This is a genomic window from Klebsiella sp. K-Nf6 (assembly GCF_002806655.1).
Taxonomy (GTDB): domain Bacteria; phylum Pseudomonadota; class Gammaproteobacteria; order Enterobacterales; family Enterobacteriaceae; genus Klebsiella; species Klebsiella variicola.
The window spans coordinates 246532-264771 of the sequence record NZ_PIBN01000001.1; the positions used below are offsets into that span (position 1 = coordinate 246532).

General features: G+C 60.0%; 17 protein-coding genes. 11 read left to right on the forward strand and 6 right to left on the reverse strand.

Translation table 11 applies throughout. From position 1 onward, the window contains the following. Positions 1 to 95 precede the first annotated feature (95 nt). From CWM61_RS01180 to CWM61_RS01205, 6 genes are read left to right on the forward strand one after another with little or no spacing between them, the layout of a single operon-like run. The gene (locus tag CWM61_RS01180) at positions 96 to 1718 is read left to right on the forward strand and encodes a TIGR04028 family ABC transporter substrate-binding protein (RefSeq protein ID WP_100630540.1); all 1623 of its coding nucleotides are present in this window, start codon (positions 96 to 98) and stop codon (positions 1716 to 1718) included. Positions 1719 to 1728: 10 nt separating this feature from the next. After that, a complete protein-coding gene (locus CWM61_RS01185) occupies positions 1729 to 2673 on the forward strand; it encodes an ABC transporter permease (protein ID WP_008804745.1) in 945 nt (314 codons plus the stop codon). After that, the gene (locus CWM61_RS01190) at positions 2670 to 3518 is read left to right on the forward strand and encodes an ABC transporter permease (protein ID WP_100630541.1); all 849 of its coding nucleotides are present in this window, start codon (positions 2670 to 2672) and stop codon (positions 3516 to 3518) included. The genes CWM61_RS01185 and CWM61_RS01190 overlap by 4 nt, the downstream gene beginning before the upstream one ends. Next, positions 3515 to 5131, forward strand: a complete 1617-nt coding sequence (locus tag CWM61_RS01195; protein WP_100630542.1) for a dipeptide ABC transporter ATP-binding protein — start codon at positions 3515 to 3517, stop codon at positions 5129 to 5131. Before CWM61_RS01190 ends, CWM61_RS01195 begins: the two co-directional genes overlap by 4 nt. After that, positions 5131 to 6117 (forward strand): putative FMN-dependent luciferase-like monooxygenase, encoded by a 987-nt coding sequence (locus CWM61_RS01200; RefSeq protein ID WP_165785226.1) that lies wholly within the window; start codon positions 5131 to 5133, stop codon positions 6115 to 6117. The genes CWM61_RS01195 and CWM61_RS01200 overlap by 1 nt, the downstream gene beginning before the upstream one ends. 9 nt (positions 6118 to 6126) lie before the next feature. Then, positions 6127 to 7218, forward strand: coding sequence for an alkylhydroperoxidase domain protein (locus CWM61_RS01205; RefSeq protein ID WP_100630544.1), 1092 nt, complete (start codon positions 6127 to 6129; stop codon positions 7216 to 7218). Positions 7219 to 7224: 6 nt separating this feature from the next. On the opposite strand, the gene araJ is transcribed toward CWM61_RS01205, so the two are convergent. After that, positions 7225 to 8379 (reverse strand): MFS transporter AraJ, encoded by a 1155-nt coding sequence (araJ, locus tag CWM61_RS01210; protein WP_100630545.1) that lies wholly within the window; start codon positions 8377 to 8379, stop codon positions 7225 to 7227. 278 nt (positions 8380 to 8657) lie between these two features. On the opposite strand from araJ, the gene CWM61_RS01215 reads away from it, so the two are divergent. The 4 genes from CWM61_RS01215 to CWM61_RS01230 all read left to right on the forward strand — a co-directional run bounded on the left by CWM61_RS01215 (position 8658) and on the right by CWM61_RS01230 (position 10687). Continuing rightward, positions 8658 to 9095: a VOC family protein gene (locus CWM61_RS01215; protein ID WP_008804740.1), complete on the forward strand. Its 438-nt coding sequence runs from the start codon at positions 8658 to 8660 to the stop codon at positions 9093 to 9095. An 86-nt stretch (positions 9096 to 9181) separates the two neighbouring features. Beyond that, positions 9182 to 10000 (forward strand): polyphosphate kinase 2, encoded by an 819-nt coding sequence (gene ppk2, locus CWM61_RS01220; protein ID WP_012541603.1) that lies wholly within the window; start codon positions 9182 to 9184, stop codon positions 9998 to 10000. Positions 10001 to 10178: 178 nt separating this feature from the next. After that, complete coding sequence (locus CWM61_RS01225; protein WP_025711567.1) at positions 10179 to 10364, forward strand: hypothetical protein; 186 nt, start codon at positions 10179 to 10181, stop codon at positions 10362 to 10364. Further along, complete coding sequence (locus tag CWM61_RS01230; RefSeq protein WP_074385734.1) at positions 10361 to 10687, forward strand: CcdB family protein; 327 nt, start codon at positions 10361 to 10363, stop codon at positions 10685 to 10687. The genes CWM61_RS01225 and CWM61_RS01230 overlap by 4 nt, the downstream gene beginning before the upstream one ends. A gap of 52 nt (positions 10688 to 10739) precedes the next feature. Here the strand turns inward: CWM61_RS01230 and fdnI are convergent, their stop codons facing one another. Genes fdnI through fdnG form a run of 3 tightly spaced genes read right to left on the reverse strand, consistent with a single transcriptional unit; the run spans position 10740 to position 15332 of the window. Further along, positions 10740 to 11396, reverse strand: coding sequence for a formate dehydrogenase-N subunit gamma (gene fdnI / locus CWM61_RS01235; RefSeq protein WP_048330292.1), 657 nt, complete (start codon positions 11394 to 11396; stop codon positions 10740 to 10742). Then, entirely contained in the window at positions 11389 to 12273 is an 885-nt protein-coding gene (gene fdxH / locus CWM61_RS01240) for a formate dehydrogenase subunit beta (protein ID WP_100630546.1), read from the reverse strand. Before fdxH ends, fdnI begins: the two co-directional genes overlap by 8 nt. Positions 12274 to 12284: 11 nt before the next feature. Next, positions 12285 to 15332, reverse strand: a complete 3048-nt coding sequence (gene fdnG / locus CWM61_RS01245; RefSeq protein WP_100630547.1) for a formate dehydrogenase-N subunit alpha — start codon at positions 15330 to 15332, stop codon at positions 12285 to 12287. A gap of 225 nt (positions 15333 to 15557) precedes the next feature. Here fdnG and yddG point away from each other — a divergent pair, with 225 nt between their 5' ends. Further along, the gene (gene yddG, locus CWM61_RS01250; protein ID WP_100630548.1) at positions 15558 to 16436 is read left to right on the forward strand and encodes an aromatic amino acid DMT transporter YddG; all 879 of its coding nucleotides are present in this window, start codon (positions 15558 to 15560) and stop codon (positions 16434 to 16436) included. On the opposite strand, the gene CWM61_RS01255 is transcribed toward yddG, so the two are convergent. After that, on the reverse strand, positions 16433 to 17206 hold the full coding sequence (locus tag CWM61_RS01255; protein ID WP_100630549.1) for a 1,6-dihydroxycyclohexa-2,4-diene-1-carboxylate dehydrogenase: 774 nt from the start codon (positions 17204 to 17206) through the stop codon (positions 16433 to 16435). The two genes, yddG and CWM61_RS01255, sit on opposite strands and share 4 nt — an antisense overlap. Before the next feature lie 9 nt (positions 17207 to 17215). After that, positions 17216 to 18232, reverse strand: a complete 1017-nt coding sequence (gene benC / locus CWM61_RS01260) for a benzoate 1,2-dioxygenase electron transfer component BenC (RefSeq protein ID WP_100630550.1) — start codon at positions 18230 to 18232, stop codon at positions 17216 to 17218. Positions 18233 to 18240 lie beyond the last annotated feature (8 nt).

An 18240-nucleotide genomic window follows, 5' to 3' on the forward strand; every position in this document is an offset into this window, starting at 1 on the left:
TCCAATTTCCGCAAATGCTTAGCGCAATTCCTTGGTTCCTTTGTTTTTAGCCGCGCCCGATGATGGCAACACAATAGATAACAAAGGAATTCACCATGCATCGTCATTTTCGCCTGCCTGCGCTGGCCGCCCTGTTTCTCTCCGGCGCCTTTTCCGTCTGGGCCGCCGACACGCCGGTTAAAGGCGGCACCTTAATTTATCTGGAGCAGCAACCGCACACCAATCTCTATCCGCCCGCCGGCGGCTTTTATCCGAATGGCGGTATTCTCAATCAGATAACCGACAAGCTCACCTGGCAGAACCCGAAAACGCTGGAGATTGAGCCGTGGATTGCCGAGAGCTGGACCAGCAATGCCGATAAAACCGAGTACACTTTCCACCTGCGCAAAGGGGTTACCTTCTCGGACGGCACGCCGCTTGACGCCGCCGCCGTGGCCAAAAACTTCGACACCTATGGTCTGGGAGATAGAGCCCATCGCCTGCCCGTCTCAGAGGTCATCAATAACTACCAGCGCAGCGAAGTGATCGACCCGCTGACGGTGAAATTTTACTTCAACAAACCGTCGCCGGGCTTCCTGCAGGGAACCGCGACCATCGGCTCCGGTCTGGTATCACTCAGCACCCTGCAGCGCAATTTTGAAGAGCTGGGCGATGCCCGACATATTATCGGCTCCGGGCCCTTTGTGGTGCAGGATGAAAAGCCAGGCCGCGAGCTGACGCTGGTGGCGCGCAAGGATTATCAGTGGGGGCCGAAAAACATTGCCCAGCAGGGGCCCGCTAACCTCGACGGCATCACCTATATTGTGACCCCGGAAGACAGTGTGCGCATCGGCGCGCTGCTGGCGGGTCAGGCGGGCTTTATTCGCCAGGTGCAGGCCTACGATGAAAAGCAGGCGACCGATCAGGGATTTAAGGTCTACGCCGCCCCTACCCGCGGGGTCAACGACAGCCTGAGCTTCCGCCCGGATAACTCGCTGGTCGCCGACCTGCGGGTGCGCCAGGCCCTGCTCCATGCCACCAACGCCAAACAGGTGGTGGAGACGCTGTTCTCCGCTAACTACCCGCAAGCGACCTCCGTACTGGCCAGCTCCGCCGCCGGCTATGTCAATCTGAGCGATAAACTGACCTTCGACCAGGCCAAAGCCCGACAGTTGCTGGACGATGCCGGCTGGAAGCCCGGCGCCGACGGTATTCGCACTAAAGACGGCCAGCGGCTGGCGCTGACGGTCTATGAGTCTCTCCCGCAGCCGCAGAATAAGGAAGTGCTGCAGCTAATCGCCCAGCAGTGGCGCCAGGTGGGTGTGGCGTTGACCGTCAAAGCCGGGGATGCCGGTAGCCGTACGCTGGACAATCTTGACCCGCAGAAAACCCCGCTCACTGTCTCAGAAGTGGGCCGCGCCGACCCGGATGTGGTGAAAAGTATGTTCTTCCCCAACAATCGCGATGCGCTGCTGCAGAAAGGTGGCTCCAGCGATAAAGTGCAGCACTTCCGCGATGATAAGCTCAATGACCTGCTGACCGGCATCTCCGCGGCGGTAGAGCCGCAGCAGCGCTTGCAGTTAACCGGTGACGCCCAGCGCTATCTGATCGATAACGCCTATGTGATCCCCATTTTCGAAGAGCCGCAGGTGTTCGCCGGCGCGCCGTGGGTCAAAGGCGTCAGCTTCGAGGCCGTCGGTCGTCCGTCGTTCTACGGCGCGTGGCTGGACAAGCACTAAGAGGCCGGGTATGAGCGCTTATCTTCTGCGACGGTTCGGCCAGGGGCTGCTGGTCCTGTGGGCGGCATTTACCCTCACCTTTTTCCTGCTGCAGGTGCTGCCGGGAGATGCGGTGCTGATCAAGTTTCAGAACCCGGACCTCGGCCTGAGCCCGGCGCAAATCGCTGACATGCGGCTGGCCTACGGCGCCGACAGCCCGCTGTGGCGCCAGTACCTGCACACGCTGCTGGCGATGCTGCACGGCGACTTCGGCTATTCCCTGCAGGCGGGTCTGGCGGTCAGTAGTCTGATTGCCAGCAACCTGCCGGATACCTTAAGCCTCGCGCTGCCGGCCTTCCTGCTGGCTGTAGCGCTGGCGTTCGCCCTCGCCTTCGCCTCGCGTCTGCCGGGGCTGCGCTGGCTGAGCAACCTCCTGCAGTCGCTGCCGGTGCTGTTTATCTCTCTGCCTACCTTTTGGCTGGGTATCGCCCTGATCCAGCTCTTCTCGTTTCAGCTGCGCTGGATCCCGGTGATCAACCCCGGCCCACTGGAAGGGCTGATTTTACCGGTTATCGCCGTCGCGCTGCCCATTTCGGCCCCGCTGGCGCAGATCCTGATGCGCAGCATGGATCAGGTGGCGGTTCAGCCCTTCGTCGCGGTCGCCCGCGCCAAGGGAATGAGCGAAACGGGCGTCCTCTGGCACCATGTGATGGGCAACGCTCTGCTGCCGGCGCTGAATATTGCCGGGCTGCTGCTGGGCGAGCTGATTGCCGGGGCGCTGATCACTGAGACCGTCTTCGGCCGCAGCGGCCTCGGCCAGCTGACCCAGCAGGCGGTCAATAACCAGGATATCGCCGTGCTGCAGGCAGTGGTGATGATCTCCGCCCTCGGTTTCGTCCTGATAAACCTGCTGGTCGACCTGGTTATGCCGCGACTGGATCCCCGACTCCATTTACAGACCGGAGGTGCGAAATGAGCCTGGTCGATTATGCCATCGCGGTTCGCCGCCGCCCGGAATGGCGCAGGGTGCGTCTGCAGCCTGGCTTGTGGCTGGCGTGGGCGGTGATGATTACCGCGTTGTTAATGGCCCTCGCCCCGCAGTGGTTTACCGCCGCTAACCCGCTGGAAGGGATCCCCGGCGCTCAGCGCCTGGCGCCGCAGGCGCACTACTGGCTGGGTACCGACCAGCTGGGGCGCGACCTGTGGACGCGGGTGGTTTACGGCGCGGTACATTCCCTGTCGGCGGCGCTGATCGCCGTCGCCATCGGCCTGGTGGTGGGTACCGCCCTTGGTACGCTCGCCGGGGCGCTGACCGGACGCGTTGAATCCACGATCATGCGCCTGGTCGATGTCCTGCTGGCCATCCCCTCCCTGCTGCTGCAGCTCACGGTAATTATTCTGCTCGGTTTCGGCACGGTGAATGCGGCGGTGGCGGTTGGCGTGTCGGCGATCGCCAGCTTCGCACGCCTGGCGCGGGCGGAAGTCGTGCGCGTGCGCCACAGTGATTACGTCGAGGCGGCCCGGGGCAGCGGCGGCACCTTTTTCGCCGTCTTCTGGCGCCATATTCTGCCCAACTCGCTCACTGCGGTGCTTGCTTTCGCGACGCTGCAATTCGGACAGGCGATGTTGGCCCTGGCTACCCTCAGCTTCCTCGGCTACGGCACCCCGCCGCCGATCCCGGAGTGGGGATTATTGATCGCCGAAGGTCGCAATTACCTGTCGACCGCCTGGTGGCTGACCACCTTCCCCGGCCTCGCCGTGGTCGCCGTGGTCCTTGCCGCCAATCGTCTTAGCCGCCAGTGGAGTGGAGTACGCCCATGAACGTTTTGTCCGTTGAAGATCTGCGCATCAGCTACCGCTCGCGGGGCGAATGGCGCGAAGTGGTGCATAACGTTAGTTTTTCCATCCAGCGTGGCGAAATGCTGGCCTTCGTCGGAGAATCCGGCTCGGGGAAAACCACCACCGCGCAGGCCATAATCGGCCTGCTGGCGGATAATGCCCGCCGGGATGGCGGGCGGATTGTCCTCAATGGCGAAGAGATTAGCGACTGGTCGGCAAAACGGCTTAACCGCCTGCGTGGGGTGAGCATTAGTCTGGTCCCGCAGGATCCCGGCAATTCGCTTAACCCGGTAAAAACCATAGGTCAGCAGGTGGAAGAGATCCTGCGGCTGCATCAGTCCCTCTCCGCAGGTGAGCGCCGACTGCAGGTCCTTAACCTGCTCACTAAAGTCGGTCTCAGCCACCCGGAACAGCGTTTTGACCAGTATCCGCATCAGCTGTCTGGCGGGATGAAACAGCGGGTGCTGATCGCCATCGCCATTGCCCTGCAGCCGGATCTGATTATTGCCGACGAGCCCACCAGCGCCCTCGACGTCACGGTGCAGAAGCGCATTCTCGACCTGCTTGATATCCTGCGCCGCGAGTCGGGTACCGCCGTGCTGTTTGTCACCCACGATCTGGCGCTGGCCGCAGAACGCGCCGACCGGATCATGGTGTTTCGTCAGGGAGAGATTCAGGAACAGGGCCCCACCGAGGTGATTGTCCAGCGTCCACAACACCCTTACACCCGCCAGCTGCTCCACGACCTGCAGGATGCGCCGTTGGGGCTGACGGCGTCTCGTCACCGGCCGCTGGCCACGCCGGCCATTCGCGTGGAGGGGATCAGTAAACGCTTCTCGCTGGGCAAACAGGCGCTGCAGGCGCTCGACAGCGTCAGTTTTGAGGTCAGACGCGGCACCACCCATGCGCTGGTGGGCGAATCCGGTTCCGGAAAAACCACCCTGGCGCGGATCCTGCTGGGCTTTGAGCGCGCCGATGCCGGACAGGTGACCATCGACGGTATCGACGCCGGACATCTCAGCCGCGAGGCGCAGCGTCAGTTGCGGCGGAAAATCCAGTTTGTCTACCAGAACCCCTTCGCCTCGCTCGACCCGCGCCAGACGCTGTTTGCTATTATCGAAGAGCCGTTAAAAAACTTTGAGCGCCTCAGCACGTCGGCACGTCGCCTGCGCGTGGAGACCGTCGCCGCGCGGGTGGCGCTGGCCCCGGAGCTGCTATCGCGTACGCCGCGGGAGCTCTCCGGCGGCCAGCGGCAGCGGGTGGCGATTGCCCGGGCGCTGATCCTCGAGCCGGCGATACTGGTTCTTGACGAAGCGACCTCGGCGCTCGACGTCACCGTTCAGGCGCAGATCCTCGCCCTACTGCAGCAGTTACAGCAGCAGCTGGGTCTCAGCTACCTGTTCATTACCCACGATCTGGCGACGGTCAGGCGGATTGCCGACAGCGTCACGGTACTTCGCGCCGGCCAGGTGGTGGAGCATGGCGACGTTGGCCGCCTGTTCGCTACCCCGCAGCAGGCCTACACTCGCGAACTGATCGCCGCCATTCCCCAGGTTTCACCCCGCTTAGCACAGGCCCACACGGAGAACGCATAATGCCTAAACGCCTCGGCTTTTTTACCCGTCTGCTCGATCAGGGCTCCGCGCAAACGCGCTACCGGCTGGCGGCCGAACAGATCCGCCACGCGGAGCGCGTGGGCTTCGACAGCGCATGGATTGCCCAGCACCATTTTCATGAACAGGAAGGCGGCCTGCCATCACCGCTGGTGTTTCTCGCCCACGTGGCGGCACAGACCGACCGGATCCGTCTCGGCACGGCGATTATCACTCTGCCGATGGAAAATCCGCTGCGCGTCGCCGAAGACGCGGCGGTACTGGATTTACTCACCGACGGGCGTCTGGAGGTGGGGTTTGGCTCCGGCGGCACGCCAACGTCGTTTCTGCCCTTCGGCCTGACCAGCGAGCAGCGCGGGGCGGTGTTTGCCGACCATCTGCACCTGATCCATAGCGCCTGGCGCGGCGATACCCTGAGCCACCCGGACAACCGTCTCTATCCGCCAGCGCCGCAGCTGGCGGAGCGTATCTGGATCGCCACCTTCTCGGCGGAGGGCGCCATCCGTGCCGGTCAGGCGGGGCACGGGCTGATGCTGTCGCGCACACAACCACGTCCACTCGGTGAGCCACGCCTGCCGCTGGACGCCATTCAGAACCCGATCATCGACGCCTACCTGGCGGCGCTCCCGGACGGCGTTGCACCGCGGATCCTCGCCTCGCGCACCGCCTTCGTCGCCGATAGTCACGCCCACGCCCTGCAGGTCGCCGAGCCCGGTCTGCGCAAGCAGGCGACACAGCACCGGGCGGCGGGTCATACGATAGAAGGTGACAGTGTCACCGACTATCTGCAACAGCTGGATGCCCACGTTGGCGATCCTGAGCATGTCATTGCCTCCCTGGCGCAGGACAGCGTGTTGGCCCGCGCCACCGATATTTCGTTTCAGGTGCACTCGGTGGAGCCTTCGCACCGGGATACGCTGCGTTCCATTGAGCTGATCGCTCAGCATATTGCCCCCCACATCAGATAAGGAGTCACCATGACGCTGAGTCAGGATATTCTGGCCGAACTGGCGGAGATTGCCGCCGGTTCCCCGCTCGACCAGGCGCGCGCCGTACGCGATGCCGCCACCCGTCACGCCCAGGGAAGTTATGAAGAACTGTTCAGCCAGCAGGACGCTGACTTTCCTCTTGATGAACGCTTCGCGGTGGCCGCGAAGGTGGCGAAACTGCACCAGGCGGACGCGCTGGCGGCGCACTATGCCGGTTTCGGGCTCGCCGATCCAACCACCGATCGTCTGGTCCCGGCGCTGGCCTTTGCCCGCCTGCTCACCTTCACCCCCGTCGAAGCCACCCCCGGCGCGCTGCACACCTTAACCGGCGCGGGCTGGAGCCTGCGGGGCATCGTCACTCTGGCGCAACTGGTGGCCTTTGTCAGCTTCCAGAGCCGACTGCTGCTGGGCCTGCGGGCGCTAAACCATAAGCCCATTGTCAGCGCCGATACGCCGCTGGTCGCCGGATACTGGCATACCACACCGCACACCCAGAGCGGCAAAGCGGCCCCGGTTCGCTTCACCCGCGACGAGCTGCACTGGGAACCCTGGCTGGCCGATAAACCGCTGGCGGAATTCAGCGCTGAAGAACAGGCGATTCTGGCCAAATATGGCCATAGCGACTCCCCCTACTTTCGCCTGCTGGCGCGCAACCAGCCGGTGCTGGAGCAGCGGACGCTGACCGATAAAGGCATTTTCTTTACCCCCGGAGGATTGCCGCGCGCCGAACGCGAACTGGCGGCCACGGTGACCAGCAAAATCAACGGCTGTATTTACTGCGCCTCGGTGCATGCCCGCAAAGCGGCGCAGCTGGCAAAGGACGAGACCGCCGTCGACACGCTGCTGGCGGTGACGCCGGGGGAGAATTTGAGTGACGGCCAGTCGCCGCGCTGGCAGGCGGAAATCGACGCCGCCGCTGCGCTGTCGGTGACGCCGCCCGGGCTGAATGCCCGCCATCTGGCGGCGCTTGATGAGCAGGGTTTAGATACCCTGGCCCAGCTGGATCTGCTGCAGTCGGCGGCCTTTTTCGCCTGGGCCAACCGGCTGATGCTGACCCTTGGCGAACCCTGGCGTGAGTAAGCGTCGTTAGCAAGCTTGTCGGCGCTGATGGCAGCCATAGATGAGCAAGGCGCTCATCGCCAGAAATGACAGCGTGGCGGCAGGAAGCGCCACGCTGTTCCAGCCAAAGCCCTGGGCAATCATCATCCCGCCGCAGAAGGCGCCGATGGCGCTGCCGAGGTTGAAGGCAATCTGCCCTCCTGCCGCCCCCAGCATCTCGCCGCCTTTGGCGTTCTGCAGCAGCAGGATCTGCAGCGGCGCCGACAGGGCAAACAGTCCCGCGCAGCAGATAAACGCCAGGGTCAGCGAGGCGACTTTATGCTCACCGAAGGCAAAGATCAGCAGCAGCGTCACGGCAATGACCCCGTCGGTCATGGCCGCAATGCGCAGCGGGCTGAAGCGCCCGGAAATTTTGCCGCTGAACAGATTGCCGACCACCATTCCCAGCCCCGCCAGCATCATAATCAGCATCATCCTGCTTTCGGCAAAGCCGGAGACGTTGATCATAAAGGGCTTGATATAGCTGAACCAGGCAAACACACCCGCATTGCCAAACATGGTGGCGGCAAAAATCAGCCACGGCGCCGGGGAGGCCAGAAAACGGAACTGCTCGCGCAGCCGGGTGCTGGTGCGATCATAGAGGGTGGGCACCCAGCAGAAAATAGTCATCAACACGGCGACGTTAAACACGGCGATAAGGGCAAAGGTATAGCGCCAGTTGAAGTGATGCCCAAGCCAGGTGCCGCCGGGGACGCCCACCAGATTAGCCACCGTCATCCCGCCAATCATCCCCGCCACCGCGGCGGTCACCTTCCCCGGCGGCGCGATTTTCGACAGGATTATCGCCCCGACGCCAAAGAACGCCCCGTGGGGAAAACCGGAAACCAGGCGGCCAAGCGCCAGCATGGCGTAGCTACTGGAGAGGGTAAACAGGGTATTGCCGAGAATACACAGGGCAGCGAGAAACAGCATCACCGATTTCAACGAAAACCGGCTGGAGAGCAGCGCCATGATCGGCGCGCCGATCACCACGCCGAAGGCATACCAGGCAATCATATTGCCGGCGGCGGGGATCGACATCCCGACATCGTGCGCCATATCCGGCAGCACGCCCATAATGCCAAATTCCGCCATGCCGAGTCCGAAGGTGCCCAGCGCCAGTGAAAAAATCGTTTTTTTCATACATCTTATAGGGGTATTGAGAGACGGCCGGCATTATTGACTATCCCGCCCCGACACACCAGCTAAAAACGCCCGACGGCAGCTTCCTCCATACAACGGCCTGATTCGTTCATGCTCGCCGCCCGCGCGGCAGGCCGTCATCGAGCCAGCGACGGCGTGGCTTAGCAATGACCCTCCCCTATTAAAATCAGTGGGCTCAAAGCGATAAACGCCCAATTGATCTCAACTTAACTTGAGGTTGTAAAGTCTTCCCATCATTCACCTCTGGAGAATAATCGATGCACACTGTTGATGTCGGTTTTACCCATGTCGCCTTTACCGTCCGCTGTCTGGCCAGCAGTATTGATTTTTACACCCGCTATACCGCGATGACCGTCATTCACCAGCGCGAGCCCGGCTTGCCCTCAGCACGTAAGGTGGCGTGGCTCAGCGATCGCACCCGGCCCTTCGCTCTGGTGCTGGTGCAGAGTGACGATCCGGCCGACACGCCGCTGGGCCCGTTCGGCCATCTCGGCGTCGCCTGCGCCACCCAGGCGGAGATCGATGAGAAGGTCGCTCAGGCGCGGCGGGAAGGCGTTTTGCGGCGGGAACCGGAACAGCTGGGCGATCCGGTGGGTTATTTCGCCTTCTTTGCCGACCCGGACGGTAACACCCTGGAGCTGTCATGGGGGCAGCGGGTGGGGCTGGAAGTCATTGCGGCGGGGAACGCCAGCTAGCCCGTCCCCTGCGCGAATATTTTCCACCGCCTCGCCGGCGAAGGATTACACTTCAAAGGGATACCTCGGCAACACGGAGCATGGCGATGGGTAATAAGAAAAACGGTAATCCGGTCGACGCGGCGGTGAAGACCGCCCCGCTCGACAATAAAGCGTATGAGAAGGCGTTGCGCAAACTCCATGTTGAGCTGGTGAAACTGCAGCGCTGGGTGGTGCATAAAGGGCTGAAGGTGTGCATCGTCTTTGAAGGCCGTGACGGCGCCGGCAAAGGCGGCACCATTAAAGCGATCACCGAGCGCGTCAGCCCGCGTATCTTCCGGGTCGTCGCCTTACCCTCACCCACCGAGCGTGAGAAAAGCCAGCTCTATTTTCAGCGCTATATCAAACACCTTCCGGCGGCTGGCGAGATTGTGATTTTCGATCGCAGCTGGTACAACCGCGCCGGCGTCGAACGGGTGATGGGCTTTTGCACGCCGGAGGAGGTGCAGAAGTTTCTCGACGGTGCGCCGATGGTAGAGCGCGGCATGGTCGAATCGGGCATTATTCTGCTCAAGTACTGGCTGGAGGTCTCTCCGCAGGAGCAGGAGCGCCGCCTGCGGGATCGCATCGACGATGGTCGTAAAATCTGGAAGCTCTCGCCGATGGACATTAAGTCTTTCAACCGCTGGGATGAATATACCGCCGCCCGCGACGCCATGTTCGCCGCCACCGATACCGCCTGGGCGCCATGGTTCGTCGCCCGCTCGGAGGATAAAAAGCGCGTACGCCTGAATATCATCACCCATCTGCTGTCGCAGATCCCCTATGAAGCTTTACCGGTAGAGCATGTGACGCTGCCGAAGCGCAAAATTGGCAAAATGAAACAAACCAATTTCCCCTTCCGCTTTATTCCGGAGAAGTTCTGATTATTCCCCGCCGCGCTGGTTAATACCAGCGGCGGGTTTATTACCATAACCATGAATATTTCAGGCTGTTACTTTCCTCTGGAAGCTGTCTCGCAAAATAAATATTAAATTTCCTGCTGGGATTTATTTTTTAGTGAGTAAAGTGAATAATCACAGAACCAACCGCAAGGAGCCTATGATGAAAAGTAATACGCTACGTAAAAGACCCACTGACGTACCCGTCCAGAAGGCGTCAGCACAGCCAGGTAAGGATTTACGAGAAGCAGATAAACAGCGACAGCACAAGGAATTCATTGCCGCAATGAATGAATTTATTGCAAAAGGAGGCACTCTTACTGATGATGAATTCTTCAGGGTACTATGATGCTTGAACAATTCAATGTTTATCGAAATTGTTCTGCTCAGACAAATAAAACCCTGCCGTATTATATGATCGTGCAGAATGATTATTATGCAGACCTGGCCACGAGAGTCATTATTCCTTTAATGCGACTACAACAGTTACCACGCTGGCATCAGCATGTCGTACCAAGGATAAATATAGAATTTGACAGCTTTTTACTTTGTACGCCAATGATCAGTAACTTAAATAATAAACGGATCCAGCCACAGGATTTCGTCTGCAATCTGAGTCATGCGCGCCAGGGCGTTATCGATTCAATCGATACACTTATCACGAACTGCTGACTGTCGGGAACCCGCTCCGACATCTCCGGAGCGGGTTTCGCGCCGTGACGGCTTACTTCATCCCTTCGCGACTCTCTTTGATCGCTTCCAGGCGTTCGACATCGCGATACCAGCGCGGGTGATGTTTCTTCGCCCAACGGCGGCTGACCTTGCCTTCGATCATGCCCTTAATCGACCCTTTCACCCAGAATGCCATATACATATGGATGAGGATCGCGTGGATCAGGATAATCGCCGACGTCGCATGAATCAGCAGGCTATAGCGAATCACCTGAATCGGGAAATATGCCGCGAAATACGGCCGCCAGATAATCACCCCGGTCACCAGCAGCACGAAAATCATGCTCATAATGGTCCAGAACATCATCTTCTGCCCGGCGTTATATTTACCGACGCGCGCGACCTTATGTTCGTTGCCTTTCAGCACCTCCACGATGCCTTTCAGCCAGGGGATATCCTGTTTATCAGGAATATTGTGGTGGACAAAACGCACAAACATAAACATCAGCGCGACAAAAATCAGCACCCCAAAGAACGGGTGCAGGATACGCCCCATCTGCGGCGTGCCGAAGGTTTCCGTTAGCCACTGCAGCGTCGGGAAGAAAAACGATATTCCCGACAGTGCCACGAGGAAGAAACAGATAACCACCGTCCAGTGACAGGCGCGATCGATAAACGTCGTGCGCACAATCATCTTCGATTTACTCATCATGCTCCTCCTCGTCGTCGTCAACTTCCTTGTTCGGCCCGATACCGATGTAGTGGTAGATAAGCCCGGCGAAGGTGGCGATAAAGCCCGCCGCCGCCAGCGGTTTCACCCCCCCCTTCCACAGATTGATACTGGTATCGATCTGCGGTTCCTTCGGCAGTTTGTGATACAACTCCGGCTGGTCAGCATGATGCAGGACGTACATCACGTGGGTGCCCCCGACGCCCTGCGGGTTGTAAATCCCGGCGTTGGCATAACCGCGTTTTTTCAGCTTATCCACCCGCTCCTCGGCCACCTCCAGCATCTCTTTCTTCGTACCGAAGTGGATCGCGCCGGTAGGACAGGTTTTCACGCAGGCCGGTTCCTGACCAACGCTGACCCGGTCCACGCACAGGGTGCATTTATAGACCCGGTTATCCTCTTTATTGAGGCGCGGGATATTAAACGGACACCCGGCAATGCAGTAGCCGCAGCCGATGCAGTTTTCCTGCTGGAAATCGACGATGCCGTTGGCGTACTGAATGATCGCCCCGGCGGAGGGGCAGGCCTTCAGGCAGCCCGGCTCTTCGCAGTGCATACAGCCATCCTTGCGGATAAGCCACTCCAGCTTGCCGTTCTGTTCGGTCTCGCTAAAGCGCATGACCGTCCAGGATTTGGCGCTGAGATCCGCCGGGTTGTCGTACACCCCGACGCAGTGCCCCACTTCATCGCGGATGTCATTCCACTCAGAACAAGCCACCTGGCAGGCTTTACAGCCCACGCAGGAGGAGACATCGATAAGCTTGGCGACTTCCGCCTTATAGTCCCGCGCGCGCGGCGCGGGCGTGATCGGGTTGGTCGCGGAGCGTTTAATAATGTCTTGTGTTTCCATCGCCATTGAATCGCTCCTTACGCTTTCTCGATGTTGACCAGAAACGCCTTATACTCCGGCGTTTGCGAGTTGGAATCGCCGACGTTAGGCGTAAGGGTGTTGGCGATATAACCCTTGCGGGCCACGCCTTCAAAGCCCCAGTGCAGCGGGATACCGACGGTTTCGACCTGCTGGCCGTTGACGCTCAGCGTGCGCAGGCGCCGGGTCACCACGGCAACCGCGCGAATAAACCCGCGCTTGCTGCTGACTTTCACCCAATCGCCGTTGGCGATACCTTTGCTTTTCGCTAGTCCTTCACTGATTTCGACAAACTGTTCCGGCTGCGCGATGGAATTGAGCAACGCATGCTTGGTCCAGGTGTGGAAATGCTCGGTCAGACGATAGGTGGTGCCGACATACGGGAACTTATCCTTCTTACCCAAGCGGATGGCGTCCTCTTCATACAGACGCACCACCGGGCTGGAGACCACATTCGGGTGCAGCGGGTTGGTGCCAAGCGGGGTTTCCATCGGCTCGTAGTGTTCCGGGAACGGCCCTTCCGCCAGTTTATCCAGCGCAAACAGGCGGCCAAGTCCCTCCTGCTGCATGATAAACGGCCCGGTGTTGCTCCCCGGCGGCGCAGTATTGAAGTCCGGAATATCATTCCCGACCCACTTGCTGCCGTTCCACTGGATCAGCATCCGCTTCGCATCCCACGGCTTGCCGTTCATGTCAGCCGAGGCGCGGTTATACAGCACCCGGCGATTGAGCGGCCACGCCCAGGCCCATCCCAGCGTATTGCCGAGGCCCGAAGGGTCAGCGTTATCGCGATTCGCCATCTGATTGCCCTGCTCGGTCCAGCTGCCGGTGTAGATCCAGCACGACGACGCGGTGCTGCCGTCATCGCGCAGCAGCGCGAAGCTGTTCAGCAACTGTCCTTTTTTCGCCAGCAAAGTGCCATTTTGATCGTAGAGATCCGCCAGCGCGTAGCCGTTGTTCTCTTTAGCCACTTCTGCCGATTCCGGATGGTCTGGCTGCTTATAGCTCCAGCTCATTTTCAGCAGCGGTTCCGCGCCCTTCCCGCCTTCGCGACGGTACAGCTCGCGCAGACGATGATAGATCCCAGCCAGGATTTCGCCATCGTTGCGCGCTTCCCCCGGTGCGTCCTGGCCTTTCCAGTGCCACTGCAGCCAGCGACCGGAGTTGGCGATCGAACCATCCTCTTCGGCAAAGCAGGTCGACGGTAGGCGGAAGACTTCGGTCTGAATCGCCGATGGGTCGACATCATTAGACTCGCCGTGGTTTTGCCAGAAGGTCGAGGTTTCGGTCACCAGCGGATCGATAACCACCAGATACTTCAGCTTGCTGAGGCTACGCACCACTTTGTTTTTGTCCGGGAAGGACGCTACCGGGTTGAAGCCCTGACAGATATAGCCAGTGACGTTGCCGTTATCCATCATATTGAAGTACTTGATAACGTCGTAAGCCTGATCCCATTTCGGCAACCAGTTGAAGCCCCAGTCGTTCTCTTTCTGCGCCGCCTCGCCATAGAACGATTTCATCAGGCTGACAAAGAATTTCGGGTAGTTGCTCCAGTAGTTCACCTGCTCGGGCAGCGTCGCCTTCGGCGTGTTGGTGCTAAGATAACTTTGCAGATCGCTCTGTTTATCGGACGGCAGCGTCAAATAGCCCGGCAGACTGGTCGACAGCAGTCCCAAATCGGTCAGCCCCTGAATATTAGAGTGGCCGCGCAGCGCGTTGACGCCGCCGCCGGCCATGCCCATGTTGCCGAGCAGCAGCTGGATCATCGCCATGGTGCGGATGTTCTGCGCACCGACGGTGTGCTGCGTCCAGCCCAGGGCATACAGGAAGGTGGTGGTGCGATCCGCGACGCTGGTTGACGCCAGCACCTCGCATACTTTGAGGAAGTCCGCTTTCGGCGTACCGCAGATATTCTCCACCACTTCCGGCGTGTAGCGGGAAACATGCTGCCTGAGCAGATTCCACACGCAGCGCGGATGGCTGAGCGTTTCATCGCGTTTGGCGTAGCCGTTTTCATCGAACTGGTAGTTCCAGGACGATTTATCGTACTGACGTTTTTCGGCATCGTAGCCGCTGAACAGGCCCTCTTCGAAGGCAAAATCATCCCGCACCAGCAGACTGGCATTGGTGTAATGCTTCACGTACTCGGCATTGATCTTATTATTTTCGATCAGGTACAGCAGCACGCCCGACAGGAAGGTAATGTCGGTACCGGAACGAATCGGCGCATAGATATCGGCCACCGACGCGGTACGCGTAAAGCGCGGGTCGACGACGATAAGCGTAGCATCGTTATTGTTTTTCGCTTCCATCGCCCAGCGGAACCCCACCGGATGCGCTTCCGCGGCGTTGCCGCCCATCACTACCACGACGTTAGCGTTTTTGATATCAACCCAGTGGTTGGTCATCGCGCCGCGACCAAATGTTGGAGCAAGACTTGCTACCGTTGGTCCGTGTCAGACGCGCGCCTGGTTGTCTACCGCCAGCATGCCGAGCGAACGCACAAACTTTTGCGTCAGCATGCCGGTCTCATTGCTTGCCGCCGAGGCGCACAGCATGCCGGTGGAAAGCCAGCGGTTAACCGTCACGCCCTGCTCGTTCTTTTCAATAAAGTTGGCGTCGCGGTCGGCTTTCATCAGTCTGGCGATGCGGCTAAAGGCTTCGTCCCAGGAGATGCGCTGCCATGTATCCGAGCCCGGGGCGCGGTATTGCGGATATCGCAGGCGGTTTTCACTGTGGACATAGTCCAGCAAGCCAGCGCCTTTCGGGCACAGCGCGCCGCGGCTCACCGGATGGTCCGGGTCCCCTTCAATATGGTAAATCGCTTCTTTGGCGTTTTTCGCGCCGTCGCCGAGGCTATACATTAATAGCCCGCAGCCCACGGAGCAGTAAGTGCAGGTGTTGCGGATCTCTTTCGCACGCAGCAATTTGAAATTGCGTGCCTGAGCCAGCGCCATTTTAGGGGCAAAACCCAGGGCGGCGGCTGTGGTTCCGGCCATACCGCCTGCGCAGATCTTAAAGAACTTTCTGCGGCTGACGTCCATTGCATTCCTCCATGCAGGATGTTGATTCATCGCGCGGAGGAAACTAACAGCAATACCTTTGTTTTATTTGCGTCAAATCAAGGTCGAAAACGCTCGCCCCCTTAATAGTCAGCGGCGACGAGTTTGACTAATACCAAAGAGTTAACGCCGGCGGGAAATATCGACCATCGACCGGCAAAAGGTGTTATAAATTCCGGCTGCGTTTGCGTCACTATCAGGTTAAATATGCAAAAAAAGAGAGCGACATCAATAGGCTTCGCCGCCATTATCTTATGGAGCACGATGGTCGGATTGATTCGCGGCGTTAGCGAAGGGTTAGGCCCTGTTGGCGGCGCGGCGATGATTTATAGCCTCAGCGGCCTGCTGCTCATTTTTACCGTTGGCTTTCCCAACCTGCGCCAGATCCCGCGCCGCTATCTGCTGGCCGGCAGCGTGCTGTTTGTCAGCTATGAAATCTGCCTCGCCCTGTCGCTGGGGTTCGCCGCCACTCGCCAGCAGGCCATTGAAGTGGGGATGGTCAATTACCTGTGGCCCAGCCTGACGATTTTGTTCGCCATTCTCTTTAATGGCCAGAAAAGCAGTTGGCTGGTGATCCCCGGTTTAGTGCTGGCGCTGTTTGGCGTGAGCTGGGTACTTGGCGGTGAGCACGGACTCAACCCCGAGGAAATCATCAATAACGTGGTGTCCAGCCCACTCAGCTACATTCTGGCGTTTGTCGGCGCGTTTATCTGGGCGGCGTACTGCACGGTGACCGCGAAGTACGCCAAAGGTAAAAATGGCATTACCCTCTTTGTCCTGTTAACCGCCCTGACGCTATGGCTGAAATTTCTCGCCAGCGACCAGCCGCCGATGCTGTTTAGCTGGGCGGTAGTCATTAAGCTGATGACGGTCTCCGTGGCGCTGGGGCTGGCCTACGCGGCGTGGAACGTTGGCATCCTGCACGGCAACGTCAGCCTGCTGGCGGCGGCCTCGTACTTCACGCCGGTGCTCTCTTCCGCGCTGGCGGCTGTCCTGCTTAGCGCCACGCTGTCGTGGTCTTTCTGGCAGGGGGCCGGGATGGTGTGTCTCGGCTCCCTGCTCTGCTGGTACGCCACCCGCCGCTAACCGAGATCGCCGCCCGCCACCGGTATCGTCACACCCGTGATATAGCTGGCTTCATCGCTGGCGAGAAACAGGATCGCGTTCGCCTGTTCCGCCAGCGTGCCGTACCGGCGCATCAGACTGCTCGCCACCGTCTGATCGACCACCTGCTGATACCACGCCTTTTCCTGCTCGCTCGGCTGCTCATCGTTGCGCGGCGTCAGACGCGGCGGCGCCTCGGTGCCACCCGGCGCGACGGCGTTAATCCGAATACCGCTGCCGCTGTACTCCATGGCAATCGAGCGGGTCAGCGCGTTCACGCCGCCTTTCGCCGCCGAGTAAGGCACCCGGTTCACCCCCGCCGTCGCCACCGACGAGATATTGACGATGCTGCCTTTCCCCTGCTTCAACATCCAGGGCAGCGCCGCACGGCAGCCCCACAGCGTGGGGAACAACGAGCGGCGGATCTCTTTCTCGATCTGCTCCGGTTGGTATTCGGCAAACGGCCGCGCCCAGATAGTCCCCCCGACGTTATTGATTAACACATCGAGGCGGCCAAAATGCGCGATCCCAGCGGCAAACGCCTGCTCGGTACTCTGCCACTGCTCAAGGTCAGCCTCCAGCGCCAGTACCTGACTTCCGGACTGGGCTAGAACGGCAGCCAGTTCGTGTACGTAAGGCGAGCGGTCAATCAGCAACAGGGCGGCGCCTTCGGCTGCCGCCTGCTCCGCGGTCTGGCGGCCAATCCCCTGCGCCGCGCCGGTAATGGCAACGACCTTATCGGTAAAACGCATACTGCCTCCTTATGCCGCCGCGCTCTGGCTGGCGATAAATTTCTCATACCAGAAGCCTGCCGGGGAAATGCCTCTGTCGCGCAGCGTCGTGGCGACCGCGTTGACCATCGGCGGCGGCCCACAAAGATAGATATCGACGTCGCCGTTATTCAGCATGGCGTCGTCAAGATGGTCGGTGACAAAACCGCGCTGTGGGCAGGTACTGTTTTCATCGGCTACCACCGGCAGCCAGCGATATCCCGTCAGTTGTTGGTTAAACGCATCCAGCGCGTCGGTTTTCACCAGATCGCAATCGCGGGTCACGCCGTACAGTAGCGTTACCGGGCGCTGACTGCCCTGTGTCTGCAGGGTGTGTAACATGGACAGCAGCGGCGCCAGCCCGGTACCGCCCGCCAGCATGAGCAGCGGGCGTTCGCCGTGGCGCAAATAGAAGCTGCCCATGGGCCCGCTGAGGATCAGACGATCGCCGGGCCGCGCCTGCTGGGTTAACCACTGGCTCATCATGCCGCCAGGCACGTTACGAATAAGAAAGCGCCCTTCGAGAGAACCCGGCAGCGAGCTGAATGAGTAGGCGCGCACATGAGGCGTGCCCGGTACCTGAATGTTGATATATTGCCCCGGCAGGAAAGCCAGCGGCTCATCCAGGGCGACCACCAGTTCGATGGCGGTATCGGACAGACAATTCACCTGCCGCACCTCCGCCCCGGTGTTGGTCAGCGCGGTTTTACACTGCGCGGCGGCCACCGGCACGTCGATCACACAGTCGCTGGTCGGGACCATCTGGCAGGTCAGCACCTGGCGAGCCTGCGCTTCGTCGTCGTTTAACGCCTCGTCGAGATAATCTTCGCCCAGGTCGTACTCACCGCTGGCGCAGTGACATTTGCAGGTACCGCAAACGCCGTCCGAACAGTCCATCGGCAGATTCACCTTCTGGCGATAGGCGGCATCCAGCACCTTCTCCCCGGCATTACATTGAATAAAGCGGGTAATGCCGTCCTCAAAATTAAGAGCAATATTGAAGGTCATAAGCGCCT